20 protein-coding genes and 1 pseudogene are annotated in these 24,115 nt (G+C 69.5%); 10 read left to right on the forward strand and 11 right to left on the reverse strand.

Features of this window, described 5'->3' with window-relative positions; genetic code table 11:
* Window positions 1-52 precede the first annotated feature (52 nt).
* The 3 genes from MSPGM_RS22780 to MSPGM_RS22790 form a co-directional block, all read right to left on the reverse strand.
* Window positions 53-3,448 carry a helicase-related protein gene (locus MSPGM_RS22780; RefSeq protein ID WP_209688178.1) on the reverse strand — a complete coding sequence of 1,132 codons (3,396 nt, stop codon included), beginning with the start codon at window positions 3,446-3,448 and terminating at the stop codon, window positions 53-55.
* Between the two features lie 189 nt (window positions 3,449-3,637).
* Complete coding sequence (locus MSPGM_RS22785) at window positions 3,638-3,982, reverse strand: hypothetical protein (RefSeq protein WP_003605696.1); 345 nt, start codon at window positions 3,980-3,982, stop codon at window positions 3,638-3,640.
* 214 nt (window positions 3,983-4,196) lie between these two features.
* Window positions 4,197-5,093 carry a DUF3108 domain-containing protein gene (locus MSPGM_RS22790; RefSeq protein WP_003605695.1) on the reverse strand — a complete coding sequence of 299 codons (897 nt, stop codon included), beginning with the start codon at window positions 5,091-5,093 and terminating at the stop codon, window positions 4,197-4,199.
* A 264-nt stretch (window positions 5,094-5,357) separates the two neighbouring features.
* On the opposite strand from MSPGM_RS22790, the gene MSPGM_RS22795 reads away from it, so the two are divergent.
* Together MSPGM_RS22795 and MSPGM_RS22800 are read left to right on the forward strand one after the other, a co-directional pair.
* Complete coding sequence (locus tag MSPGM_RS22795; protein WP_003605694.1) at window positions 5,358-5,903, forward strand: heme NO-binding domain-containing protein; 546 nt, start codon at window positions 5,358-5,360, stop codon at window positions 5,901-5,903.
* Window positions 5,904-5,910: 7 nt separating this feature from the next.
* Window positions 5,911-7,455, forward strand: coding sequence for a putative bifunctional diguanylate cyclase/phosphodiesterase (locus MSPGM_RS22800; RefSeq protein WP_015857526.1), 1,545 nt, complete (start codon window positions 5,911-5,913; stop codon window positions 7,453-7,455).
* A 14-nt stretch (window positions 7,456-7,469) separates the two neighbouring features.
* Here the strand turns inward: MSPGM_RS22800 and MSPGM_RS22805 are convergent, their stop codons facing one another.
* Window positions 7,470-8,471 (reverse strand): glucokinase, encoded by a 1,002-nt coding sequence (locus tag MSPGM_RS22805; protein ID WP_015857527.1) that lies wholly within the window; start codon window positions 8,469-8,471, stop codon window positions 7,470-7,472.
* A 90-nt stretch (window positions 8,472-8,561) separates the two neighbouring features.
* Window positions 8,562-9,317, reverse strand: coding sequence for a trehalose-phosphatase (gene otsB, locus MSPGM_RS22810; RefSeq protein WP_003604586.1), 756 nt, complete (start codon window positions 9,315-9,317; stop codon window positions 8,562-8,564).
* Window positions 9,318-9,403: 86 nt separating this feature from the next.
* Here otsB and MSPGM_RS22815 point away from each other — a divergent pair, with 86 nt between their 5' ends.
* The 8 genes from MSPGM_RS22815 (at window position 9,404) to MSPGM_RS22850 (ending at window position 20,339) form a co-directional block, all read left to right on the forward strand.
* Window positions 9,404-9,898 (forward strand): DUF427 domain-containing protein, encoded by a 495-nt coding sequence (locus tag MSPGM_RS22815; RefSeq protein ID WP_003604588.1) that lies wholly within the window; start codon window positions 9,404-9,406, stop codon window positions 9,896-9,898.
* A gap of 260 nt (window positions 9,899-10,158) precedes the next feature.
* On the forward strand, window positions 10,159-11,376 hold the full coding sequence (locus MSPGM_RS22820; protein ID WP_209688177.1) for a serine hydrolase domain-containing protein: 1,218 nt from the start codon (window positions 10,159-10,161) through the stop codon (window positions 11,374-11,376).
* A gap of 170 nt (window positions 11,377-11,546) precedes the next feature.
* On the forward strand, window positions 11,547-13,526 hold the full coding sequence (locus tag MSPGM_RS22825) for a BCCT family transporter (RefSeq protein WP_003604591.1): 1,980 nt from the start codon (window positions 11,547-11,549) through the stop codon (window positions 13,524-13,526).
* A gap of 493 nt (window positions 13,527-14,019) precedes the next feature.
* Window positions 14,020-14,493, forward strand: a complete 474-nt coding sequence (locus MSPGM_RS22830; protein WP_003604593.1) for a formate dehydrogenase subunit gamma — start codon at window positions 14,020-14,022, stop codon at window positions 14,491-14,493.
* A complete protein-coding gene (locus tag MSPGM_RS22835; protein WP_003604595.1) occupies window positions 14,490-16,049 on the forward strand; it encodes a formate dehydrogenase beta subunit in 1,560 nt (519 codons plus the stop codon). Before MSPGM_RS22830 ends, MSPGM_RS22835 begins: the two co-directional genes overlap by 4 nt.
* Before the next feature lie 12 nt (window positions 16,050-16,061).
* Entirely contained in the window at window positions 16,062-18,914 is a 2,853-nt protein-coding gene (gene fdhF / locus MSPGM_RS22840) for a formate dehydrogenase subunit alpha (protein WP_015857531.1), read from the forward strand.
* A gap of 107 nt (window positions 18,915-19,021) precedes the next feature.
* Entirely contained in the window at window positions 19,022-19,312 is a 291-nt protein-coding gene (locus MSPGM_RS22845) for a formate dehydrogenase subunit delta (protein ID WP_003603083.1), read from the forward strand.
* Between the two features lie 91 nt (window positions 19,313-19,403).
* Window positions 19,404-20,339 carry a LysR family transcriptional regulator gene (locus MSPGM_RS22850; protein WP_003603084.1) on the forward strand — a complete coding sequence of 312 codons (936 nt, stop codon included), beginning with the start codon at window positions 19,404-19,406 and terminating at the stop codon, window positions 20,337-20,339.
* 72 nt (window positions 20,340-20,411) lie between these two features.
* On the opposite strand, the gene MSPGM_RS22855 is transcribed toward MSPGM_RS22850, so the two are convergent.
* The 6 genes and pseudogenes from MSPGM_RS22855 to rplU form a co-directional block, all read right to left on the reverse strand.
* The gene (locus tag MSPGM_RS22855) at window positions 20,412-20,858 is read right to left on the reverse strand and encodes a hypothetical protein (protein WP_003603085.1); all 447 of its coding nucleotides are present in this window, start codon (window positions 20,856-20,858) and stop codon (window positions 20,412-20,414) included.
* A 67-nt stretch (window positions 20,859-20,925) separates the two neighbouring features.
* The gene (gene obgE / locus MSPGM_RS22860) at window positions 20,926-21,960 is read right to left on the reverse strand and encodes a GTPase ObgE (protein WP_003603086.1); all 1,035 of its coding nucleotides are present in this window, start codon (window positions 21,958-21,960) and stop codon (window positions 20,926-20,928) included.
* Between the two features lie 36 nt (window positions 21,961-21,996).
* Complete coding sequence (locus MSPGM_RS22865; protein ID WP_003603087.1) at window positions 21,997-22,476, reverse strand: hypothetical protein; 480 nt, start codon at window positions 22,474-22,476, stop codon at window positions 21,997-21,999.
* Complete coding sequence (locus MSPGM_RS22870) at window positions 22,473-23,072, reverse strand: GNAT family N-acetyltransferase (RefSeq protein WP_003603088.1); 600 nt, start codon at window positions 23,070-23,072, stop codon at window positions 22,473-22,475. The genes MSPGM_RS22865 and MSPGM_RS22870 overlap by 4 nt, the downstream gene beginning before the upstream one ends.
* 187 nt (window positions 23,073-23,259) lie before the next feature.
* On the reverse strand, window positions 23,260-23,526 hold the full coding sequence (rpmA, locus tag MSPGM_RS22875) for a 50S ribosomal protein L27 (RefSeq protein ID WP_003603089.1): 267 nt from the start codon (window positions 23,524-23,526) through the stop codon (window positions 23,260-23,262).
* Window positions 23,527-23,658: 132 nt separating this feature from the next.
* Window positions 23,659-23,967, reverse strand: a pseudogene (gene rplU / locus MSPGM_RS22880) (50S ribosomal protein L21); the annotation flags it as partial.
* Window positions 23,968-24,115: the final 148 nt, after the last annotated feature.

Consider the following 24,115-nt stretch of genomic DNA (forward strand, 5'->3'; position numbering starts at 1 on the left):
GTCACGGCGCCAGCTCTCCGAAAAGCCGGCAACCGCTTGTCGCGCGGACGCGTCAGCGCTTGCCCCCGTCCGATTCGAGCTTCGCCTTCAGCGCGGCGAGCGCCGCGAAGGGCGAATCGGGATCGGGCTGGCGCTCGCGGCGCGGCGGGCGCTGCTCGGGGTTCGGGCGGCGGTTCTCGTCGCGGCGGTCGGGGCGGTTGCGGCCGCCCTGATGCTCGCGGCGAGGGCCGCCCTCGCCCTGGCCTTCCCGGCGGCTGTCGCCCCTGCCGTCGGCACGGGCCGGACGTCCGCCCTCCGGACGGTCCTCGCGGGGACGGCGCGGGCCGTCGTTACGCCGACCATCTTGGCGACCGTCCTGTCTGCCCTCTTGCCTTCCGTCCTGGCGCCCCTCCGGCCGTCCCTGGCCGCGGCCGGGCCGCGGACCGGTGTGACGCTGCGGACGGTGCAGATGCCAGACCTCGACGGTCTCGGGCGCGGCCGGTTCGGCGGCTGCATCCGCCTCCGTGGAGGGCTCATCGGCCGGAATCGCCGAATCGGCTGCGTCCACCGCCTCGACCTCTCCGGTCGCCGCAGCCGCCTGCGCGGCGTCGGCGGTCTCGGCCGGCATCGGCGCGGCGGCTTCGGGAGCGGCGTCCGCCGTCTCGGCCCCGTCCGGTGCCGTTTCCTCGATCGGGGCAACGGCTTCGACCGGTGCGGCGGCCGCCTCTTCCGCGGCGGGCTCGGCTTCGGCGGCGACCGTCTCGGCTTCGCTCCCGGCCTCGGACGTCGCCTCGGCAGGCGCCGCCTCGTCGCTCGGCTCGGCCGTGGCACCGACGTCGGTCGCGTCCTGCGACGGGGCCTGAGCCGTACCCTCGGCTGAAGTCTCTTCGACCGATGCCGCCTCGCCGGCTGTCTCTTCGCCCGCCGGCTCCTGCGGTGCGGCCTCGGCGGTGCGCGCGGCGGGGACGGTCGGTGCCGCCGCGACCAGGGGCACCGTGATGGCCGGGCCGGGACGGTTCTGCGCGACGTAGCCCAGCGACTTCAGGATTGAGGCGAAATCCTCGCCCGAGCAGCCGACGAGCGAGGTCATGTTCACGGTGGCCACGAAGCCGTCGCCGTCCGCGGTGCCGGCCGGCGGCTCGCCCGGGGTCGTGCCGGGGCGGTAGGCGATGGCCGGGCGGATCAGGTCGGCGAGCCGCTCCAGGATATCGACACGCACCGCCCGCTCGCCGCAGACCCGGAAGCCGGCGGCGCGGTAGAGGCCCTTGGCGATGTTCTGATCGACCTTGATCGAGGTGCGGCCGGAACTGGCCAGATGCGCGATCTCGTCGAGGCCGGGCTGGTCGAGGCCGCCGTTTTTCAGCGCCCAGAGCTGGGCGGCGAGCGTGCGCGGGGCGGGCTTCAGCAGCGCGGGCAGGAAGATATGGTAGGCGCCGAAGCGCACGCCGTGACGGCGCAGATTCGCGCGCCCATCCTGATCGAGGGTGCGCATCTCATGCGCCACCTTGGCCCGCTCCAGCACGCCGAGCGCCTCGACCACCTGGTAGCCGATGCCGCGGGCGAGCCCGGTGAGGTCGGCCGCCGTCTCGATCTCCATCAGCGGCCCGAGCAGGCGCACGACGTGCGCGCGCAGCCATGCGGCCAACCGCGTCTCGACCTTCTCGCGCGCGGCGCCGGACAGGCTGTCGTCGGCGATGAGGCGGATGCCGGGCTCGAACAGCTTGTCGCCCGGCGTCAGCTTGGCGACGGGATCGCCGGTCCAGCGGATGATGCCGTCATGCGAGAGCACCAGCGAGGCGTCGGCGGCCGAGGCGAAGCGGTCGGCCCGCGCCTCGATCTCGCCAGCTAGCGCCTTGTCGGCGGCAGAGCGCAGGGTCTTGGCTTCGTGGCCCTCGGCTTGCGGGTCGGGCACGAATTGGAAGCCGTGAAGACGGCCCACATGTTGACCCTCGACGGTGACGTCACCGCCGGAGGTGATTTCGGCTTCCAGCATCGTCTTCTCTCTCAAGCGCCGCATCAGGACGCTGGTGCGCCTATCGACGAAGCGGCTCGCGAGGCGCTCGTGCAGGGCGTCGGACAATCTGTCCTCTACCCGACGCGTCTCGCCCTGCCAATGCAGAGGATCGAGCAACCAGTCAGGCCTGTTTGCCACGAAGGTCCAGGTCCGCCCTTGCGCGATGCGCTGGGACAGGGCGTCGATGTCGCCGTCGGTGCGGTCGATCATCGCCACATGGCGGGCGAACCAGTCGTTGGGGATGCGCCCCGCCATGCCGCGCATCAGAAAGCGGTAGAGCTGGGCCACGAGGTCGGCATGGGTCTGCGGGTGGACCTTTCGATAGTCCGGCACGCCACAAGTGTCCCAGAGGCGGCGCACCGCCGCGGGGCCCTTGGCCATGTCGCGGATGTCGTCCTCGCGCATCAAGATCTCAAGCGCCTGCTGGTCCTCGCCCATCGGCGCGCGGGTGAGGCCCTGCTCGTGCGGATGCTCGTCGAGGCTCGCCTGGAGCCGTTCCAGCGAGGCGAATTCGAGGTCCGGGTTGCGCCATTGCAGCATGCGCACGGGTTCGAAGTCGTGCGTCTCCAGCGCCTCGACCATCTCCGGCTCGAAGGGCGGGCAACGCCCCGTCGAACCGAACGTGCCGTCGGCGATATGGCGCCCGGCGCGCCCGGCGATCTGGCCCATCTCGGCCGGGGACAGCTTGCGGAACCGGGTGCCGTCGTATTTCCAGTTCGCGGCGAAGGCGACGTGATCGACATCGAGGTTGAGCCCCATGCCGACCGCGTCGGTGGCGACGAGGTAATCGACGTCGCCCGATTGATAGAGTTCGACCTGGGCGTTGCGGGTGCGGGGCGAGAGCGCGCCGAGCACCACCGCCGCGCCGCCGCGCTGGCGCCGGATCAACTCGGCGATGGCGTAGACCTCCTCGGCCGAGAAGGCGACGATCGCCGTGCGGTGCGGCAGCCGCGAAATCTTCTTTTCGCCCGCGAAGGTCAGGCTCGAGAGACGCGGGCGCGTCGTCGTCTGCACGCCGGGGATCAGCGCCTGCACCAGCGGCAGCATGGTCGAGGAGCCGATCAGCAGCGTCTCCTCGCGGCCCCGCCGGTAGAGCAGGCGATCGGTGAAGACGTGGCCGCGGTCCATGTCGGCGGCGAGTTGGATCTCGTCGATCGCGACGAAGGCGACGTCGAGGTCGCGTGGCATCGCCTCGATGGTGCAGATCCAGTAGCGCGGCCGGTCCGGCTTGATCTTCTCTTCGCCGGTGATGAGGGCGACGTTCTCGGACCCGACCTTGGCGACCACGCGCAGGTAGACCTCGCGGGCCAGGAGCCTGAGGGGAAGGCCGATCATGCCGGTCGGATGCAGAAGCATCCGCTCGATGGCCATGTGCGTCTTGCCCGTGTTGGTCGGGCCGAGCACCGCCGTGACCCCGCGCGCGCGGGCCTCGCGGTGAAGGGTGCGGAGCGTCATGCGGGGGCGGCGATCCCTACGGCGCTGAGGGCCGTCGGCGGAGCGGAGGGCAGCCGGGCGCTGGGCCCTGCATCGGAAGTCGGCCGCTCGAGCACTGTCTCAGATACCTGATCCGGGACGGTGCTCGAGGCTCTTGCTTTTGCATCATCTTTTTTCCGAAAGCCGGCAACCACCTTTCGGGACGACGCTCTAGCGGTACGGGGCGAGCCGCGGCGACCGTCCCTCATATGGGATGCCGGGGCCCTGCCCGCCAGCCGGGGCGCCGACGCTCGGATAGGCGTAGATGTCGATCCGGGGTTGCGGCTGCTGCGGCGTGAGGTCGGTGCAGAGGGTGTCGGGCATCGCCGTGAGCGGGCCGCGGCGGGGGGCGCGGTGCTCGATCACCTGGGCGCTGGAGAACGCATCGGGGCCGCAATCCGGCCCGGTCGTGAGGGGGCCGTCGGCCTGAGCGGCGCCGGAGACGAGGAGCGGTAGGGCGAGGCAGACGATCCGCAGAGCGTTCCTGGGGGTCGAAGCATTTGCGAACCGACGCATGGTTGAGCCTCCTAACCGCATCGGAGCTACTTCGATCTTCGTTCGGTCCCGCCCGGCCCCTCATCCTGAGGTGCCGACGCGCAGCGGCGGCCTCGAAGGATCTTCCAGGGACCGCGCGAGATCTGGAGGATCCTTCGAGGCCCGCTGACGTGGGCACCTCAGGATGAGGGTGAGGCAGGGATTCTCGGGGCGAAGAGACGCTTGGTCCGAAGAACTACTGCTGCGACAGGCTCGCATCGGCGACGACGCCCGGCTGGGCTTCGCCGCCGCTGGCGGTTGCGGTGCCGGTCCGCGTCCAGCGGGTCGCCTCGATGATGTTGGTGCCGAGCGTGGTGCGCACGGCGATCCGCAGCGGCACCAGCACCCGCGTTCCCTCGACGGGCGCGAGCCAGACCGACATGTCGCGGTTGTCTTCCATGAACTTCACCCCCGGCCGGTCGGGCCGGTGGCCGGCGATGGCGACGTAGCGGGCGTTGCAGACCAGAACCGGCCCGCTATAGCCGGGCTTTTCCACCTGCCGGGTCTCGCCGTAACTCAGGACCACGTTGAAGCGGGTGGCGCCGTCGAAGACGGGAAGCGTGCGGTTGCAGTTCTCGGGATCGGTGAGGTCGGCGCGCGCGCGGGCCGGCATCATCAGCGCGCTTGCGGGATCGATCACGCCGCGCTTGGCCGCGGCGGTGACCGGCACCCGGTCGCCGGTATCGAGCAGCGGCGGGGTCACCTCGGCCTGGGTGACGTTGCCGTTGGCCAGCGCCATGCGCACGGCGATGCCCGAACTGCTGGTGCGGGTGGCGATCGAGAAGGCGCTCGGCAGCGGCGCCGCGGCGATGCTGCCCGAGGAGCGGGCCGAGCCTTGGCCGCCGGTGACCGCGCCGACGAGGCCCGTCAGCACCGCCGAGACATCCATGCGGTAGCGCGCGCCGTCGAAGGCGCCGGTGAGCTGGGCGTTGCCGATCGGGATACCGGCGAGGTTGACGCTGTAATCGACGGCGACGCCCGCGGGGGCCGACTTGGCCCTGTGGGCCCGCGGCGCGGCCTGCGTCCCGGCCGGAAGGGCGAGCGCCCCGGCGAGGAGAAGGAGGTGGGCGCGAAGGATGGGCTTGGCGCGCATGGTCTGGACTCTGGGCGGCTCCACGCTCCCGCGCCGCTCGGGACGAGACGGCTGGGACGAGGAAGCTTAGCGCCTGCCATGGTTAACAGACCGTTCGGGCGACGCCAGGGGGCTTTCGGGCAACGCTGCTACCGGGCGTGCCGACGCACGCCCTACGAGAGCCATGACACCAGCCTGACAGCAACCGGCCTTTGTATAAAATTTAATGCAATCGTAATTCCTGTGGGCGAGCGTCTTATCATAGATCAGGCGCGGTGGGTTCTTATGAAGGGCGTCGTTTTTACGGAGTTCCTGGACTTCGTGTCCGAGGCGCTCGGTTCCGACGTCGCCGACGACATCATTGATGACGCGGACGTCCCGAACGGCGGGGCTTACACGGCGGTCGGGACCTATCCGTATACCGAGATGCAGGCCCTGGTGACCGCCCTGTCGCGCCGCACGGGCAAGCCCGTGCCTGACCTGCTGACGCTGTTCGGCCGCCATCTCTGCCGACGGTTCGCGGTGCGCTATCCCGAGTTCTTCACGGTGCAGACATCGCTGTTCGACTTCCTCGAAAGCGTCGACGCCTACATCCACCGCGAGGTCCACAAGCTGTACCCCGACGCCGAACTGCCGGTGTTCCGCCTCACCCGCTACGGCTCGGATGCGATCGATCTCGATTACGAGAGCTGCCGGCCCCTTGAAGCGCTGGCCGAGGGCATGATCCACGGCGCGGCCGACCACTTCCGGCAGCCCGTCGCCATCGCCAAGCTGAGGGTCGAGCACCCGGCCGGCCCCTTCGTGCGCTTCTCCATCAAGCACGCGGCCTGACGCCGTGATGCCGGAACCGGACGAAGGCCCGACGGTCACGGCAAGCCCGGAACGCGACGAGCGCATCCGGCGCCTGGAGCGGCGCGTCGCCCGCGAGCGGAGCGCCCGCGCCGAGGCCGAGTCCCTCCTCGAAGCCAAGTCCCGCGAGCTCTACGCCCTCAACCAGCAACTCTCCCGCTTCGCCGCGGATCTGGAACTGCGGGTGGACGAACGCACGCGCGAACTGGCCCTGGCGCGCGAGCGCGCCGTGGCGCTGGCCGAGCGCGACCAGCTCACCGGCCTGGCCAACCGCACCCGCTTCGCCCGCGTCCTCGGCGCCGCCGTCGGCCGGGCGGGCCGCGGGACGGGCAGCGAGCGCTTCGCCCTGCTCCTGCTCGACCTCGACCGTTTCAAGGAGATCAACGACAGCCTGGGCCACGAGGCCGGAGACGTGTTCCTCCAGCATGTCGCCCGCCGCCTGAGCGGAACCATCGGCCAAGGGGCGGTGGCGGCGCGCCTGGGCGGCGACGAATTCGCGGCTATCGTTCCGCTCGGCCCTCGCAGCGATCTTGCCCGTCTCGGCGAGGCCGTGGTGGCGGACATCCGCCGGCCGGTCGCCTATCGCGGGCGGATGCTGGAGGCGTCCGCCTCGCTCGGCATCGCCGTCTTCCCCGACGATGCCGCGACGGGCAGCGACCTTCAGCGCTTCGCCGACATCGCCCTCTACCGCTCGAAGGCGGCCCGCGCCGCTTGGACCCGGTTCGACCCGCGCATGGGCCGGGAGATCGAGGAGCGGCAGGCCCTGGGGGCCGATCTCGGCGCGGCAATCCGCTCCGGCGCGATTGAGCCATGGTTCCAGCCGATCGTCGACGGGGTCACCCGCTGTCCCGTCGGGGCCGAGGCGCTGGCGCGATGGGTTCATCCGCAGCTCGGCTTCCTCGCCCCGGCTGCCTTCCTCGGTCTCGCCGAAGAGCGCGGAATGATGCGCGACCTGTTCGCGGGGATGATGCGCCGCGCCTGCCCGCCGGCGCGGGGCTGGGTCCGGGCAGGGGCGATCCGCACCCTGTCGGTGAACCTCTCGCCGAGTCAGTTCAAGCTCGGCTCGGTCGCCGACGACGTCATCGCGCTCCTCGCCGAACTCGACTTCCCGCCCGAGGCGCTGACCGTCGAGATCACCGAGGAGGTGCTGCTGAACGATCTCGATCGCGCACGGGTGCAGTTGGAGCGGCTCGCCGCCCATGGCGTGCGGATCGCGCTCGACGATTTCGGGGTCGGCTACTCCAACATCGCCTATCTTCGCCGGCTGCCGATCCAGACGCTGAAGCTCGACCGGCTGCTCACCGTGGACGTGGCGCAGGAGCACGAGGCCCGCTGCATCCTCGGCGCGATCGTCCAGATCGCCCGCGCCCTCGACCTGCGATTGGTGGCGGAGGGGGTGGAAGATCCAGGCCAAGCCCTCTGGCTCAGCCATCTCGGCTGCCGCCACCTCCAGGGCTACCTGTTCGGCCGGCCGATGCCGGCGGAGGCCTTCGCCGGCTATCTCGGCTTTGACGGGGCGCGGCGCATCGCCTGAGGTCCTGCCGCGCCTTACGTCTGCGGTGTCCAGGCATGCCCGTGATAGACGAAGCGCTCGCTTTCACTCGCCAGTGCCGCGAGGCCGCTGAAGGCGGGATCCTTCACGGTGATGACGCTGGTGGGGATGGTGCGCATCTGCTCGGCGAAGGGCGCCTTGCGCTCGAAAGCCTCGCGGAACGCGCCCTCCCGCAGGACGGAGACGATCCGCGGGGCGATGCCGCCGCCGATATAGACCCCGCCGGTGGCAAGGAAGGTCAGCGCCAGATCCCCGCATACCCGGCCCAGCAGCTTGCTGAACAGCGCGAGCGCGGCGTGTGCATGCGGATCCTCGCCCGAGAGGCCGCTGCTCGTGATCTCGGCCGGATCGCACAAGGAACCGTCGCCGCCCGCCCGCACCGCGCGGATCGCCGCGCAGATCCGGGCGAGACCGGGACCGGAGAGCAGCGTCTCCACCGTGACCCGCCCCTCGACACGCTCGACCGCCGGCCAGATCTCGAACTCCTCCGCATCGGTCGGCCCGAGATCGGTGTGGCCGGCCTCCGTCGAGACGATGGCGAGGCGGTCCTCGTAAGGGATCAGGGCGGCGGCGCCGAAGCCGGTGCCCGGCCCGAGCACGAGGCGCGGCCCGCTTGCGTCACCGCGACTTGGACCGATCGGCGTGAGGTCGTCGGGCGCGATGCCGGCCGCGCCCGCGGCGACCGGCACGTAATCGTTGACGAGGGCGACCCGCGCGAGCCCGAAATCACGGGCGATCGCGGCGGCGTCCACCAGCCAGTCCGCGTTGGTGAGCTGGACCGCCGGCGCATCGACCCGGCCCGCGATCGCCAGGATCGCCGAGCGCGGCGCGGGCCCGCCGCCCTGCGCCAGGGAGGCCCGGATCGCCGCGCTCGGATCGGGATGGCCGTGCGTCGCCTCGCGCGAGAGGAGGCGGGGCGGCGCCCCCCGCGTTTCGATCAGGCCGAAGCGGGCATTGGTCCCGCCGATATCGCCGATCAGCACCGGGAATTCGAACATCCGCCTCTGGCCTCTCGTGGTGCTTTGCCGCGACCTTAACAGAGGGTGCGTCGGCCGTTCGGCAAGCGGTGAACGAAGCGGTGAACGATGTCAGGCGGCGGGCAGCGTGTCCGGGTCGATCGGCGCGCCCTCGGCCCAGGCGGTGATCAGCGCGCGCACATCCGCGGGTGTGGCGATGCGGCGGCCGGCCACGGTCTCACCGTCGCCGATGCGCACGCTGATGCCGCCATCCTCGTTGACGGAGGCGAAGGCGATCTCGTCGGTGCGGTCGTCGCCGAGGAAGATCGCGCGCCGGCCGGCATAGGGGGCCGCTTCCAGAAAGGCGCGGATCGCGTGGCCCTTGGTGGCGTCGGCCGGCACGATCTCGCCGACCGCCTTGCCGAGTTGGAGCCGGTAGGCGGAGCCGAGATCGGCCGCCACCGCTTTCACGATGGTTTCGGCCGCCTGCGCGTCGCCCGGCGTGGCGAGCCGCCAATGCACGGCGACCGAGGCGCCCTTGTCCTCGATCAGTACGGATTCGTAGCGGGCCGTCTCCGCGTGCAGCCGCTCGACGCCCGCGCGCAGGTCCGGATGATCCTCCGGCCGTCCGCCGCTCAGATGGCCGTCCACCCGGCGCTCGACGCCGTGCAGCCCGGCCACGTCGAATTGGGCGGGGCTCAGGAAATCGTCGATTACCGCGACCGGCCGTCCGGTGACGACGGCGAGCGCGCCCCCGAGCCGTTCGCGCAACCGCTCCAGCGCGGGCACGAGGGTGGGATCGACCTGCACCGCGTCGGGGCGCGGGGCGATCTCGACCAGGGTGCCGTCGAAATCGAGGAACAGGGCGTAGTCTGCGGTCTCGCTCACGGCGTCGTCCTTCTCTCGGGCTGCCCATGCGCTAGCATGAGGGGCGGTTGCGACAAACCGCTGATGCGACACCAACGGAGGCGCCCGTGCGGCCCATCCCCGTCCGCCCCGGCCCGGGCCAGGAAAGCGTCTGGGACTATCCCCGCCCGCCCCGGCTGGAGCCGGTGCCAGAGCGGCTGACCGTCATCCTCGGCGGCCGGCCCATCGCCGCGACCACGGCCGGCTTCCGGGTGCTGGAGACGAGCCACCCGCCGACCTACTACGTCCCGCCCCAGGATATCGCGGAGGGGGTGCTCGGACCTCCGCGCCGGGCCGGAATCTGCGAGTGGAAAGGCAGGGCCGTGCTGTTCGACGTGACGGGCGGCGCAGAACGGGCGCCGGGGGCGGCCTGGGCCTATCCCGATCCGACGCCGGGCTTCCGGCCCATCGCCGGCTACGTCGCCTTCTATGCCGGGCCGATGGATGCCTGCCTCGTCGGCGACGTACGGGCCGAGCCGCAGCCTGGCGGCTTCTATGGCGGCTGGATCACGCCGGGGCTCGTCGGCCCGTTCAAGGGCGGGCCCGGCACGATGGGCTGGTGACGGTTTTCGGGCTGGCGCCCAGGGCCATCGCTTGAAAGCGATCACCCTGATTTTTTCCTGGCCTCAGTCGTCGGCGCCCGCCTCCGCGGATCAGCCTCGGTTCCTTGGGCTTCCTCTCCGCTCGACGCTTTCCGAGGCTCACGCCTCGAAAAGGTCGCGCCGCAAGCCGCTCTTGCGGCTTCGACCGACCGCCCAGGGGCTGGCGCCCCTCCGTGCGAGGCCGCTACACGGGCCTTGGACACGAACGCGAGGAGCCGCGCATGCAGGTTGAGACCGATCCCCGAGACGTCGGCCTCTGTCCCGACCGCCTCGAACGGATCGATGCCTGGATGCGGGGCTACGTCGAGAGCGGGCGCCTGGCCGGTCTCTCGGTGAGCGTGCTGCGGGGTGGCCAGACCGCCTTCTTCCGCGCCCACGGCCATGCCGACCTCGCGCGGGACAGGCCGTTCGCCGCCGACACCATCACCCGCATCTACTCGATGACGAAGCCGCTGACCTCGCTCGCGGTGCTGATGCTCTACGAGGAGGGCCGCTTCCAGCTCGATGATCCGGTGGCGCGCTTCCTGCCCGAATTCGCTGAGATGCGAGTAATGACCGGCGGCAACCGGGCGAAGCTCGAGACCGAGCCGGCGCTTCGCGCCATCACGATCCGCGACCTCCTCACGCATACCAGCGGCCTGACCTACGGCTTCATGGAGGCGACGCTCGTCGACGCGCTCTACCGCCAGAACGAGATCGACTTCCAGACCTCGACCCTGCCGCTCGCCGACCTCGTGGCCAAGCTCGCGGGGCAGCCGCTGCTGGCCCAGCCGGGGGCGGAGTGGAACTACTCGGTCGCCACCGACGTGCTCGGCCATCTCGTGGCGGTGGTGTCGGGGACCGACTTCGCCGAGTTCATGCGTGCGCGCATCCTGCACCCGCTCGGCATGGACGACACCGACTTCTTCGTGCCGGAAGAGAAGCAGGCACGCTTTGCGGCGAACTACGCCTTCGACCGCGCGGGCAAGCTGCGCCTCTACGACGACAGCGTCGGCAGCCGCTTCCTGGCGCCGCCGCCGCTGGCCTCGGGCGGGGGCGGGCTCGTCTCCACGGCCGTCGACTACCTGCGCTTCTGCCGGATGATCCTGAATCTCGGCGAACTCGACGGTGTGCGGCTTCTCGGGCGCAAGACCGTCGAGCTCATGCTGATGAACCACCTGCCCGGCGATCTCGCCGCCATGGGTCAGCCGCGCTTCGCCGAATCGTCCTATGCCGGCATCGGCTTCGGTCTCGGGGTTTCGGTGATGCTCGATCCGGCCCGCGCCCAGATCCTCGGTACGCCGGGGGAGGTGTCCTGGGGCGGGGTGGCGAGCACCTCGTTCTGGATCGATCCGGACGAGGACATGGCGGTGCTGCTGCTCACCCAGCTCGTCCCCTCCTCCGCCCTGCCTCTGCGCCGCGAATTGCGGGTGCTGACCTACGCCGCCATCGAGAGCTGAGGTTCTTCACCGTTCCGGACGGGTCCCGGGAACGGAAGCGAGGCCATTAACATATGTCGATGAGCCTTTTCTCGGCATCGGAGCGGATCGCCTTCGCGCCGATGCCGTGAGCCTGTCTGCATCCGCCGCGACCGGATCGTTCGAAGACACCAAGGGAAGCCCGTCCGGACATGAACGATCTCAACGACCGGAGCCCTCTCGGTCGACGCGGCCCGAGGATGCAGGTCAACCCGCCGGTCTTCTTCACCTCGGCCGGGCTGACGCTCGCCTTCGCCGGTCTCAGCGCGCTGTTTCCCGCACAGGCCAAGTCGATCTTCGACAACCTGCAAGCCGCGATCGTGCACGAATTCGGCTGGTTCTACATCGCCGCCGTCGCCGGCTTTCTCGGCTTCGCGATCTTCCTGATGCTGAGCCGCTACGGCGACGTGAAGCTGGGGCCGGACGACAGCGAGCCCGACTACAGCTACCTGTCGTGGTTCGCGATGCTGTTCAGCGCCGGCATGGGCATCGGCCTGATCTTCTTCGGTGTGGCCGAGCCGCTTCAGCACTATGCCACGCCCCCCGTCGGCGAGGGCAAGACCATCGAGGCTGCGCAGCGGGCGATGGTGCTGACCTTCTTCCACTGGGGCGTGCATGCCTGGGCGATCTACATCGTCGTGGGACTGGCGCTGGCCTATTTCGCGTTCCGCCGCGGGCTGCCGCTGACGGTGCGCTCGGCCCTCCATCCCCTCATCGGCGACCGGATCAACGGTCCGATCGGGCACGCGATCGACATCTTCGCGGTGCTCGGCACGATCTTCGGCGTCGCGACCTCGCTCGGGCTCGGCGTGCTTCAGGTCAATGCCGGTTTCACCCACCTGTTCGGCGTTCCGAACAACACCTTCGTGCAGATCATCCTGATCGCCGCGATCACCGGCTGCGCCACGCTCTCGGTCGCCTCGGGGCTCGACAAGGGCGTGAAGGTCCTGTCCGAACTGAACATCATCCTGGCCGTCGTGCTGCTCGCCTTCGTGCTGATCACCGGCTCGACGGTGTTCCTGCTCCAGGCCTTCGTTCAGAATCTCGGCGCCTATCTCGGGGCGGTGGTCGAGCGCACGCTCCAGACCTACGCCTACAAGCCCAATGAATGGCTCGGCAGTTGGACGCTGTTCTACTGGGGCTGGTGGATCGCGTGGTCACCCTTCGTCGGGATGTTCATCGCCCGGATCTCGCGCGGGCGCACCATCCGTGAATTCGTCACCGGCGTCCTGCTGGTGCCGGTGCTGTTCACGTTCTTCTGGATGACCGTGTTCGGCAACACCGCCATCGAGATGGATCGCGCCGGCGCGGTGCCGCTCGCGCAGATCGTCAAGGACAACATGCCGGTCGCCTTGTTCGAGATGCTCGGGCACCTGCCGTTCGGCATGATCGCCTCGGGACTGGCGACGCTGCTCGTGATCTTCTTCTTCGTCACCTCGGCGGATTCCGGAGCGCTGGTGATCGACATGATCACCTCGGGCGCAGCCGACAACCCGCCGCTCTGGCAGCGGGTGTTCTGGGCGGTCAGCAGCGGCGCCATCGCCGCCGTGCTGCTCGTGGCGGGCGGGCTGGAGGCGCTCCAGACGGCGGCGATCGCCAGCGCCCTGCCCTTCTCCATCGTGATGATCTTCATCTGTTACGGCCTGCTCCGGGCCCTCCAACTGGAGGGGCGTGCCGGCGGCCTCGACCTGTCCTCGGCCGCCGCCGGGCCGTCGGGCGGCCTGTCCTGGCAGGAGCGGCTGGCGGCGATCACCCACTCCTACCGGAAGGAAGACCTCAAGACCTTCCTCGACGAGACGGTCGCGCCCGCGCTCGAAGCGGTGGCCGGGCAGATGCGCGAGAGCGGCTTGTCGCCCGAGGTCGTGCGGTCGGCCGAGCGCATCGATCTGATCGTTCCCTACGGGGACCGTGGCGCCTTCCGCTACGGCATCCGCGTGCGCGGATTGCGGAATCCGAGCTTCGCCTGGGCCGAGAATCCGTCGAAGTCGTCGGATGAGCGCCATTATCGCGCCCTCGTTCAGACCTCCGAGGGCGACCGCCCGCACGACGTCACCGGCTACGGCCGAGATCGGGTGATCGACGATCTCCTGAAGCGTTACGCACAGTTCCGGGCGGTCCGGGGCGCTGCCTGAACCGATTGCGTCGGATAGGCCGAGGCCGGAGTCCGCCGGTCTCGGCGGGCATCGCTGCGAGGCGCTTCAAGCGCACAGCAGGACCGCGCCGCCTTCCGTCCGCAAACCCTGCCGCGCCGTCATCGCAGGCGGCGCTATGAGCCTCGGCGATCGTAGCCGCGTGCTGCTGAAGCGATGGACACCCCATCGACGCACAGACACGGACCGCGTGCCCGAGACGGCAGCGGGGCGTCCGAAGCATCCCTCATCTTACGTCCGCTACGATCGCGGAAATACCGCTTTACGTTGTTCCGAGCGCCTCTAACCCGATGGCCTCGAAGAAAATTTTTCGCCGCTTCAAAAAAAGTTTGAACCGCCGTTGAGCGGATGATGCACTGCAACTGACTCGTTTTGATCGAAGATTTTTGTCAAACCACGAGACTGCTTGATTGAACTTTAGTGCCGGCCCTGTTTGGATCCGGCCTTAGAACAAAACCAAGTTGGGCAGGAAACGATGGTCAGTCCCGAGCCTTGGAACGCGACCCGCGCGGCTGCAATCGTCGCCGGGCTGCAATCCCTGGAGGGCGCGACTCTCCCTATATTGCATGCTCTGCAGGAGGCGTTCGGCTACGTCGACGCGCAGGCGGTGCCGATGATCGCCGACGCGCTGAACCTGTCGCGCGCCGAAGTGCATGGCTGCCTGACCTTCTACCACGACTTCCGGCGCGAGCCGCCGGCCGGGCGCCACCATGTCAAGTTGTGCCGGGCCGAGGCCTGCCAGGCGATGGGCTCCGACCGGCTGCACGGCGAGATCCTCTCGCGGATGGGCTGCGACTGGCACGGCACCAGCGCCGACGGCGTGACCGTCGAGCCGGTCTACTGCCTCGGCCTCTGCGCCAACGCGCCCGCCGCCCTGGTCGATGACGAGCCGCTCGCTCGCCTCTCCGCCGAATCCCTCGACGCCGCCCTCAAGGAGGCCCGCGCGTGAGCATCACCGTTTACGTCCCGCAGGACGCCGTCGCCCTCGGGCTCGGTGCCAACCGCGTCGCCCGGGCGATCTTCGCCGGTGCCGAGCGGCGCGGTCTCGACGTGCGCATCGTCCGCACCGGCACCCGCGGCCTGCTCTGGCTCGAGCCGATGGTCGAGGTCGCGACCCCTGAGGGCCGCATCGCCTACGGTCCGGTGACCCCGGCCGATGTCGAGGGCCTGCTCGATGCCGGGCTCACCGAGGGGGGCGAACACGCGCTCCGCCTCGGCAAGCCGGAAGAAATTCCGTTCCTGGCCAAGCAGCACCGGCTCACTTTCCACCGCTGCGGCGTGGTCGATCCGGTCTCGGTCGAGGATTACCGGGCCCATGGCGGCTACCGTGGTTTGGAGGCCGCGCTGAAGCTCGACGCCAAGGGCATCGTCGCCCAGGTGCGCGATTCGGGACTGCGCGGGCGCGGCGGTGCCGGCTTCCCGGCCGGCATCAAGTGGAACACGGTGATGCTGGCCCAGTCGGACCAGAAATACGTGGTCTGCAACGCCGACGAGGGCGATTCCGGCACCTTCGCCGACCGGATCATGATGGAGGGTGACCCCTTCAACCTGATCGAGGGCATGACCATCGCCGCCGTCGCGACCGGCGCCACTCGCGGCTACATCTACTGCCGCTCGGAGTACCCGCAGAGCTTCAAGACCCTGCGCGACGCCATCGCCAACGGCGTGCGGGCCGGCGTCCTCGGCGACAACATTCTGGGCTCCGGCAAGAGCTTCCACCTGGAAGTGCGGCTGGGCGCCGGCGCCTATATCTGCGGCGAGGAAACCTCGCTGCTGGAGAGCCTTGAGGGCAAGCGCGGCATCGTCCGGGCCAAGCCGCCGATCCCGGCGCTGAAGGGCTTTCTCGGCAAGCCGACGCTGGTCAACAACGTCATGACCTTCACGGCCGTGCCGTACATCCTGGAGCACGGCGCCAAGTCTTACGCCGAGTACGGCATGGGCCGCTCGCTCGGCACCCTGCCGATCCAACTCGCCGGCAACATCCGGCAGGGCGGCCTGATCGAGTACGCCTTCGGCATCACCATCCGGCAGGTGATCGAGGATTTCGGCGGCGGCACGGCCTCGGGCCGGCCGGTCCGCGCGGTGCAGGTCGGCGGCCCGCTCGGGGCCTACTTCCCCGACGACTTGCTCGACACGCCGCTGGATTACGAGGCGATGGCGGCCAAGAAGGGCCTCGTCGGCCATGGCGGCATCGTCGTGTTCGACGACACCGTGGACATGGCCAAGCAGGCTCGCTTCGCCTTCGAGTTCTGCGCCACCGAATCCTGCGGCAAGTGCACCCCCTGCCGGGTCGGCGCCACCCGCGGCGTCGAGACCATGGACAAGGTCATCTCCGGCATCCGCCCGGAGGCCAATCTCAAGCTCGTCGAAGATCTCTGCGAGATCATGACCGACGGCTCGCTCTGCGCCATGGGCGGCCTGACGCCCATGCCCGTGATGAGCGCGATCACCAACTTCCCCGAGGATTTTCGGCGCGCGGGCGATCTGCCCGTCGCGGCCGAGTGAGGAGGCCGTCGCATGACCCTCATCAAGGAAATCGACTACGGCACGCCGATCCGGCTCAATGAGCAGACGGTGACGCTGACCATCGACGGCGAGAGCGTGACCGTGCCCGCGGGCACCTCGGTCATGGCCGCCGCGATGCATATGGGCACCAAGATCCCGAAGCTCTGCGCTACGGATTCGCTCGAGCCGTTCGGCTCCTGCCGGATGTGCCTCGTGGAGATCGACGGCCGCCGCGGCGCGCCCGCCTCCTGCACCACCCCGGCCGAGAATGGCATGGTCGTGCACACGCAAACCGACAAGCTGCATCGGCTGCGCAAGGGCGTGATGGAGCTCTACATCTCCGACCACCCGCTCGACTGCCTGACCTGCGCCGCCAACGGCGATTGCGAGCTGCAAGATACTGCAGGTCAGGTCGGCCTGCGCGAGGTGCGCTACGGCTATGACGGCGACAACCACGTCAAGCCGGCCTCCGACCGCTACCTGCCCAAGGACGAGTCGAACCCCTACTTCACCTACGATCCGTCGAAGTGCATCGTCTGCAACCGCTGCGTCCGCGCCTGCGAGGAGACGCAGGGCACCTTCGCGCTGACCATCGAGGGCCGCGGCTTCGACAGCCGCGTGGCGGCGGGCCCGACCAACTTCATGCAGTCCGAATGCGTGTCCTGCGGCGCCTGCGTGCAGGCCTGCCCGACCGCGACGCTGCAGGAGAAGACGATCCACCAATACGGCCAGCCGGACCATTCCGAGGTCACGACCTGCGCCTATTGCGGCGTCGGCTGCGCCTTCAAGGCCGAGATGCAGGGCGACAAGGTTGTCCGCATGGTGCCCTACAAGGGCGGCAAGGCCAACGAGGGCCATAGCTGCGTCAAGGGCCGCTTCGCCTACGGCTACGCCACCCACAAGGACCGCATCACCAAGCCGATGATCCGTGAGAAGATCACGGATCCGTGGCGCGAGGTGTCGTGGGAGGAGGCGATCAACCACGCCGCCTCCGAGTTCAAGCGCATCCAGGCGACGTATGGCCGCGACTCGGTCGGCGGCATCACCTCGTCGCGCTGCACCAACGAGGAAGCCTACCTCGTCCAGAAGCTGGTGCGCGCCGCCTTCGGCAACAACAACGTCGATACCTGCGCCCGCGTCTGCCACTCGCCGACCGGCTACGGCCTGATGTCCACGCTCGGCACCTCCGCCGGCACGCAGGACTTCAAGTCGGTCGAGGAATCCGACGTGATCCTCGTCATCGGCGCCAACCCGACCGACGGTCACCCCGTCTTCGGCTCGCGGATGAAGAAGCGGCTGCGTGAAGGCGCCCGCCTCATCGTCGCCGACCCGAGAAAAATCGACCTCGTGAAGTCGCCCCACATCCGGGCCGACCATCACCTGCCGCTCAAGCCTGGCTCCAACGTCGCCTTCATCAACGCCTTCGCCCACGTCATCGTCACGGAAGGGCTGATCGCCGAGGACTACGTCCGCGAGCGCTGCGATCTGGCCGAGTTCGAGTCCTGGGCCCGGTTCATCGCCGAGGAGCGCAACTCGCCGGAGGCCGCGCAGGCCATCACCGGCGTCGATCCGCAGGAGATCCGCGCCGCGGCCCGGCTCTACGCCACCGGCGGCAAGGCGGCGATCTACTACGGGCTCGGCGTGACCGAGCACAGCCAGGGCTCGACCATGGTGATGGGCATGGCCAACATCGCCATGGCCACCGGCAATATCGGCATGGTGGGTGCGGGCGTGAACCCGCTGCGCGGCCAGAACAACGTGCAGGGCTCCTGCGACATGGGCTCGTTCCCGCACGAGCTGCCGGGCTACCGCCACGTCTCGGACGACGCCACCCGCGAGAGCTTCGAGGCGATCTGGGGGGCCAAGCTCGACAACGCGCCGGGCCTGCGCATCACCAACATGCTGGACGAGGCCGTCGGCGGCAGCTTCAAGGGCATGTACATCCAGGGCGAGGACATCGCGCAGTCCGACCCCGACACCCATCACGTCACCTCCGGCCTCAAGGCCATGGAGTGCATCGTGATCCAGGACCTGTTCCTGAACGAGACCGCCAAATACGCCCACGTCTTCCTGCCGGGCGCCTCGTTCCTGGAGAAGGACGGCACCTTCACCAATGCCGAGCGCCGCATCTCCCGCGTGCGCAAAGTGATGGCCCCGATGGGCGGCTACGGCGATTGGGAGGGCACGGTGCTGCTCGCCAACGCGCTCGGCTACAAGATGGAGTACACCCACCCGTCCGAGATCATGGACGAGATCGCGGCGCTCACCCCGAGCTTCGCCGGCGTCTCCTACGACAAGCTGGAGGAGCTGGGCTCGATCCAGTGGCCGTGCAACGAGAAGGCGCCGCTCGGCACGCCGATGATGCACGTCGACCGGTTCGTGCGCGGCAAGGGCCGCTTCATGATCACGGAATACGTGCCCACCGACGAGCGGACCACGGGCAAGTTCCCGCTGATCCTCACCACGGGCCGCATCCTCTCGCAGTACAATGTCGGCGCGCAGACGCGGCGGACCGAGAACTCCCGCTGGCACGAGGAAGACGTGCTGGAGATCCACCCCTTCGACGCGGAGATGCGCGGCATCGTCGATGGCGACCTCGTCGCCCTGGAGAGCCGCTCGGGCGACATCGCGCTGAAGGCCAAGGTGACCGAGCGGATGCAGCCGGGGATCGTCTACACGACGTTCCACCACGCCAAGACCGGCGCCAACGTCATCACCACCGACTATTCGGACTGGGCGACCAACTGCCCCGAATACAAGGTGACGGCGGTGCAGGTGCGGCGCACGAACCGGCCCTCCGACTGGCAGGCGAAGTTCTACGAGGAGGACTTCTCGCTCACCCGCATCGCCGAAGCGGCGGAATAGTCTTCCAACGGGGCGGGTTTCGGCCCGCCCCCAGACGTCCGATCCTGTCCCTCAGGATGAGGGAGCAGGAGGGCGCGCTTTCCAATCAGACACAGCCGAGTGCGGGCATGAGCGCAACGACCATCAACGACCGACTGGTGCGGATGGCCAACCAGATCGCCCTGTTCTTCCGGTCCTACCCGGAGGAGGAAGCGGTCTCGGGCATCCACAAGCACATCGTGGCGTTCTGGACGCCGAAGATGCGCCGCGACCTCGAAGGCTACGCCGAGGAGGCCGGCGAGCGGCTCGACGCGCTCGTTCACCGCGCGCTTCACGAGGACCCGGCGGTCGAGAGCCCGGTGCGTCCGGCCACCCGCAATCCGCAGCTCGTGGGCGAGGGGGCCAGCGACGCGGGGTAAATGCCGGCGGCCTGCGGCTTGAGAAGCCGGCCGCAATCGGCCTACCACGGCGGCAGCCCGCCCTCTCAGCGGGTGCCGGGGCGGCGCATCCGTGATCGACAAGCTCGAATTCCTCCTGGCGCTCGCCCGCGAACAGCATTTCGGGCGCGCGGCAGAGACCTGCGGCGTGACCCAGCAGACCCTCTCGGCGGGGGTGAAGAGCCTGGAGGACCGTTTCGGCGTGCGCTTGGTTCAGCGCGGCTCGCGCTTCCAGGGGTTCACGCCCGAGGGGGACCGGGTGCTGGCCTGGGGCCGCCGCATCGTCGGCGACGCCCGCGCCATGCAGGACGACGTGGCGGCGCTCCGCAAGGGGCTGTCGGGACACCTGCGGATCGCCGCGGTGCCGACGGCACTGCCGATGGTGGCCGCGCTGACCACGCCCTACCGCGCACGCTACCCGAACGTGCGCTTCAGCGTCCTGTCCACGACCTCGGAAGAGATCTTCTCGCTGATCGACAACCTCGAGGCGGATGCGGGTCTGACCTATCTCGACAACGAGCCGCTCGGGCGCGTGATCGCCGTGCCGCTCTATACCGAGCACTACCAGCTCCTGACCGCGGCCGGCGGCCCCTACGACGACCGGGCCAGCGTCACCTGGGCGGAACTGGCGAAGATCCCGCTCTGCCTGCTGACCCCCAACATGCAGAACCGCCGCATCATCGATCAGCAGATACGGGCCGCGGGCGGCGAGGCGGCGCCGACGCTCGAGTCCAATTCCATGGTCGTGCTGATGACCCATGTGCGCACCCTGCAGTGGGCGAGCGTGATGCCGGCCATCCTTGCCGACGCGCTGGGGCCGACCGAGGGCCTGCGGGCGATCCCGATCGTGGAGCCGGATCTGCGCCACGCCATCGGCCTCGTCGCCCCGCGCCGCGACCCGGCGACACCAATGGTGACCGCTCTCGTCAACGTCGCCCGCGCCGTAGCCCGGACCCTGGACGGCGAGGATCAGGTCTCGCCCGTGCCGCACGGGTCCGGACCAGGTTGAGATCATGAGATCCCAAAGGGATCATCCCTTTGGCGGGGCGCGGGGCAGCGCCCCGCTTCAACGTCTGGCAGCTCAGGCGCCAGGGCGCTGGATCACGGCGCAGAGGGTGAGCGGACCCTGCTCCTTGCGCATGACGGCGCAGGTGACGCGGGCGCCGTCCACCTCGACCGTGCTGTGGCGCTTGTCCTGCGCGCTCGCGCGGGCCTGCCGAGTGGCGTCCCGCAGCCGATCCGGTGCGATCCCCGTGATGGCATGGCCCGCCTGTACGAACAGGGTGTCGTAGGCCTCAGGCGGGGTCTCGCCCTTGTACTGCGCGCCGACGGAGGACGCGTTGGCGCCCGCGCAGGAGAGCGTCAGCGATGTCTGCGGCCCGGCCTCGAACCGGGCGAAGTCGGCGCTCCGCTCGGCGACCGTCGCGCTCGTGGCCCGTTGCACCCGGTCGATCAGATCGCTGCAGGAATCCTCCGCCATGGCGGGGGAGGCGGCGAGGGCGAGGAGGAGGGCGAGGGTGCTGCGCATGCATCCGATGTAGGGCAAACCAGCAAATCCCGTCGCCGGTCTGGACTGAGGCGTAGCGCCGCTGCGCTCACGGTTGCCAGGGCTCGGCGGGTTGCGCCTCCGCTTCCTCTGCGCCCTGCGTATCGAGCTGGGCCTGGATCGCGCGCAAAGCCTCCTGTACCCCCTGCCCCGACGCGGCCGAGAGCACCAGCGGCTTGCCGCCCGCCGCCCGCTTCAGCCGGGCGAGCTGCTGCTTGAGGGTGTCGGCATCGAGCGCGTCCGCCTTCGAGAGGGCGACGATCTCGGGCTTGTCGGACAAGCCCTCGCCGTAGGCCTCCAACTCGCGCCGCACCAGCTTGTAGGCCTTGCCGGCATGCTCGCTCGTGCCCTCCACGAGGTGGAGCAGAACCCGGCAGCGCTCGACATGGGCGAGGAAGCGGTCGCCGAGGCCAACGCCCTCATGCGCGCCCTCGATCAGGCCGGGGATGTCGGCGAGCACGAACTCGCGCTCGTCCGAGCGCACCACGCCGAGACCCGGATGGAGGGTGGTGAAGGGATAGTCGGCAATCTTCGGCTTGGCGGCGGTGACGGTCGCCAGGAAGGTCGATTTGCCCGCATTCGGCAGGCCGACGAGGCCGGCATCGGCGATGAGCTTGAGGCGCAGGATCAGCCACATCTCCTGGCCTTCCAGGCCGGGATTGGCGTGGCGCGGCGCACGGTTCGTAGAGGTGGTGAAGTAGGCGTTGCCGAAGCCGCCATTGCCACCCTTGGCGAGCCGCACCCGCTGGCCGACCTCGGTCATGTCGGCAATCAGCGTCTCGCCGTCCTCGGCGAAGACCTGCGTGCCCGCCGGCACCTGAAGCACGGCGTCGTCGCCCTTGGCGCCGTGGCAGTTCGAGCCCATGCCGTGCTCGCCCTTCTTCGCCTTGAAGTGCTGCCGGTAGCGGTAGTCGATCAGGGTGTTGAGACCCTGCACGCATTCGATCCAGACATCGCCGCCCCGTCCGCCGTCGCCGCCGTTCGGCCCGCCGAACTCGATGAACTTTTCCCGCCGGAACGAGACGCAGCCGGGACCGCCGTCGCCGGAGCGGACGTAGACCTTGGCTTCATCGAGGAATTTCACGGTGCTTCGCCTTGGATTCTGGACCGGGAGGGCCGGTCAGCTTTCTGTGCGACGGCACTGGCCGTCGAGATTGAGGTACTGGATGCTGCGCAGGCCCGCCTCGAACCATCCGCCGGCATCCGGCTGGCGGCCGTTGGCGCCGCCATCGCCGTAGAGGTTGATCTGGATCGCGCCGTCGGGCGAGCGCAGGGTCGGCGCCTCCCCGTCGCGAGCATAGGTCCAGGTCGGCCGTTCGTCGAACAGGGTCTGAGACCCGTCCGCCTCCCGCTGGAACAGTTGCCCGTACGCGGTTCCGCCACCCGCAGGGCTGGCGAAGTAGAACCCGACCTTCGGGGTGCGGCCGGCGAAATTGTAGAACTCACAGTAGAGCCGGGTCTCGCCCCGAGGTCTCGGGGCCGGCGCCGCCGCGGCTTCGATCGGCGGCGGCGGCACCTCGCGGGTGATCGCGAAGATCAGGCTGCCGAGGGCGATCGCGGTGAGGCCGGCCCCGAGGCCGGCGACCGTCCGTGTCCTCATGCCAGGCGGCCTCCCGCGGCCGTCCCGCGCCGGTCGAGCCATTCGGCCCGATCGAGCCGGAAGTTGTGGCTCGGCACGGCACCGCCCCGCGCCTCGAAGACCGGTGCGGATTCGCCGGTGAGGCGGAACCCGCACTTCTCCAGCACGCGCCGCGAGCCAGGATTGCCGATCATCGCCGACGAGGCGAGCGCTCGCTCCCCGGCATAGGCGAAGGTGGCGTCCACCAGCGCCTCGGCCGCCTCGGTCATCAGCCCTTCGCCCCAGAACGGGCGCCCGAGCCAGTAGCCGAGATGCGGTTCGGACGCGTCGGGCCGGTTCTCGACCGAGACGACACCGATCAGGTTCGCGGGCGCCGCCCGCCGGCACAGGGCCATGATCAGCCCCTCCCCGGCCGTGTTCATCGCCCGCGCCTGGATCACGAAGCTTTCGGCCTCGGGCAGCGGAAGCGGGCTCGAAATCCGCGCGGTCATCTCGGCCACGGCCGGATCGCCGGCGAATCGCGAGACGGCCTCGGCGTCGCGGGCCGTGGGCCAGCGCAGCCAGAGCCGGCGCGTCTCGATGCGGAAAACGTCGTCGCGGGTGAGATCGGGGAACATCGTGAGCCGGTCATGCGAGGGCGCGCGAAGGCGCCGTCCGGGACGACGAAGGGGAGGATGGTGCCCCATCCTCCCCCGTGTTCCGATCCGCTCGAAGCTTCGCGTGAAGCCTTCAGCGATCGTCCGCCGGTTCGGTGTGGGACACCGGCGGGACGCTCGCTTCGTCGTCAGCGACAAGCGTCCGCCGTTACTCCGCGGCCTGGGCCAGCGGCACTACGGTTACGAAATCGCGGCCGCGCCGGGTCTCGAACTGCACCTTGCCCGGGACGAGGGCGAACAGGGTGTGGTCCTTGCCCATGCCGACATTCGTGCCGGGGTGCCACTTCGTGCCGCGCTGGCGCACGATGATGTTGCCCGGAATCACGGCCTCGGAGCCGAACTTCTTGACGCCGAGGCGCCGGCCGGCGGAGTCGCGGCCGTTGCGGGACGAGCCGCCTGCTTTTTTGTGTGCCATGGGATTGCTCCGGAATTCTGCTGGATCTGCGTTCGGACGGGCGGCTGATTACTCAGCGGCGGCCGGGGCGGACTCGGCGGCCGGCTCGGCCTTCCGGGTCTTGCGCGGCTCGGCCTTCGAGGTCTTGCCGCCGGCGCTGATCTCGGTGATGCGCACGACCGTGAAGTCCTGACGGTGACCGCGGCGGCGGCGCGAGTTCTGGCGACGGCGCTTCTTGAAGGCGATGACCTTCCGCGTGCGGCCGTGCTGGACGATCTCGCCGGTGACGCCGATACCCGACAGGAGCGGGGTGCCGACCTGGGTGGCATCGCCATCGGTGAACAGCAGCACGTCGCCGAAGGTGACGGCGGCGCCGGCCTCACCCTCGAGGGTGGCCACGGTGATGACGTCGTTGGCGGCAACGCGATATTGCTTGCCGCCTGTCTTGATGACTGCGAACATCGTTGTCTCTCGTGTTCTGTGCCGGCCTCCGGCGCCGTGAGGGCCTGGGCCGTCTTCTTGTTCAGGTCATCCGCGCAGATCAGGCTAGGCCGTGAGCGCACGAACGCGAAACGCGCGGACTTCGTCGAGGAAGCCGCGCGGTGCCGGC

The sequence above is a fragment of the Methylorubrum sp. GM97 genome (assembly GCF_024347855.1).
GTDB lineage: Bacteria > Pseudomonadota > Alphaproteobacteria > Rhizobiales > Beijerinckiaceae > Methylobacterium > Methylobacterium extorquens.

Coding starts and splice junctions, on each gene's coding strand:
- MSPGM_RS22780 (WP_209688178.1), bottom strand. CDS start 3,448: ATGACGCTCCGCACCCTTCACCGCGAGGCCCGCGCGCGCGGGGTCACG.
- MSPGM_RS22785 (WP_003605696.1), bottom strand. CDS start 3,982: ATGCGTCGGTTCGCAAATGCTTCGACCCCCAGGAACGCTCTGCGGATC.
- MSPGM_RS22790 (WP_003605695.1), bottom strand. CDS start 5,093: ATGCGCGCCAAGCCCATCCTTCGCGCCCACCTCCTTCTCCTCGCCGGG.
- MSPGM_RS22795 (WP_003605694.1), top strand. CDS start 5,358: ATGAAGGGCGTCGTTTTTACGGAGTTCCTGGACTTCGTGTCCGAGGCG.
- MSPGM_RS22800 (WP_015857526.1), top strand. CDS start 5,911: ATGCCGGAACCGGACGAAGGCCCGACGGTCACGGCAAGCCCGGAACGC.
- MSPGM_RS22805 (WP_015857527.1), bottom strand. CDS start 8,471: ATGTTCGAATTCCCGGTGCTGATCGGCGATATCGGCGGGACCAATGCC.
- MSPGM_RS22820 (WP_209688177.1), top strand. CDS start 10,159: ATGCAGGTTGAGACCGATCCCCGAGACGTCGGCCTCTGTCCCGACCGC.
- MSPGM_RS22825 (WP_003604591.1), top strand. CDS start 11,547: ATGAACGATCTCAACGACCGGAGCCCTCTCGGTCGACGCGGCCCGAGG.
- MSPGM_RS22830 (WP_003604593.1), top strand. CDS start 14,020: ATGGTCAGTCCCGAGCCTTGGAACGCGACCCGCGCGGCTGCAATCGTC.
- fdhF (WP_015857531.1), top strand. CDS start 16,062: ATGACCCTCATCAAGGAAATCGACTACGGCACGCCGATCCGGCTCAAT.
- MSPGM_RS22845 (WP_003603083.1), top strand. CDS start 19,022: ATGAGCGCAACGACCATCAACGACCGACTGGTGCGGATGGCCAACCAG.
- MSPGM_RS22855 (WP_003603085.1), bottom strand. CDS start 20,858: ATGCGCAGCACCCTCGCCCTCCTCCTCGCCCTCGCCGCCTCCCCCGCC.
- MSPGM_RS22865 (WP_003603087.1), bottom strand. CDS start 22,476: ATGAGGACACGGACGGTCGCCGGCCTCGGGGCCGGCCTCACCGCGATC.
- MSPGM_RS22870 (WP_003603088.1), bottom strand. CDS start 23,072: ATGTTCCCCGATCTCACCCGCGACGACGTTTTCCGCATCGAGACGCGC.
- rpmA (WP_003603089.1), bottom strand. CDS start 23,526: ATGGCACACAAAAAAGCAGGCGGCTCGTCCCGCAACGGCCGCGACTCC.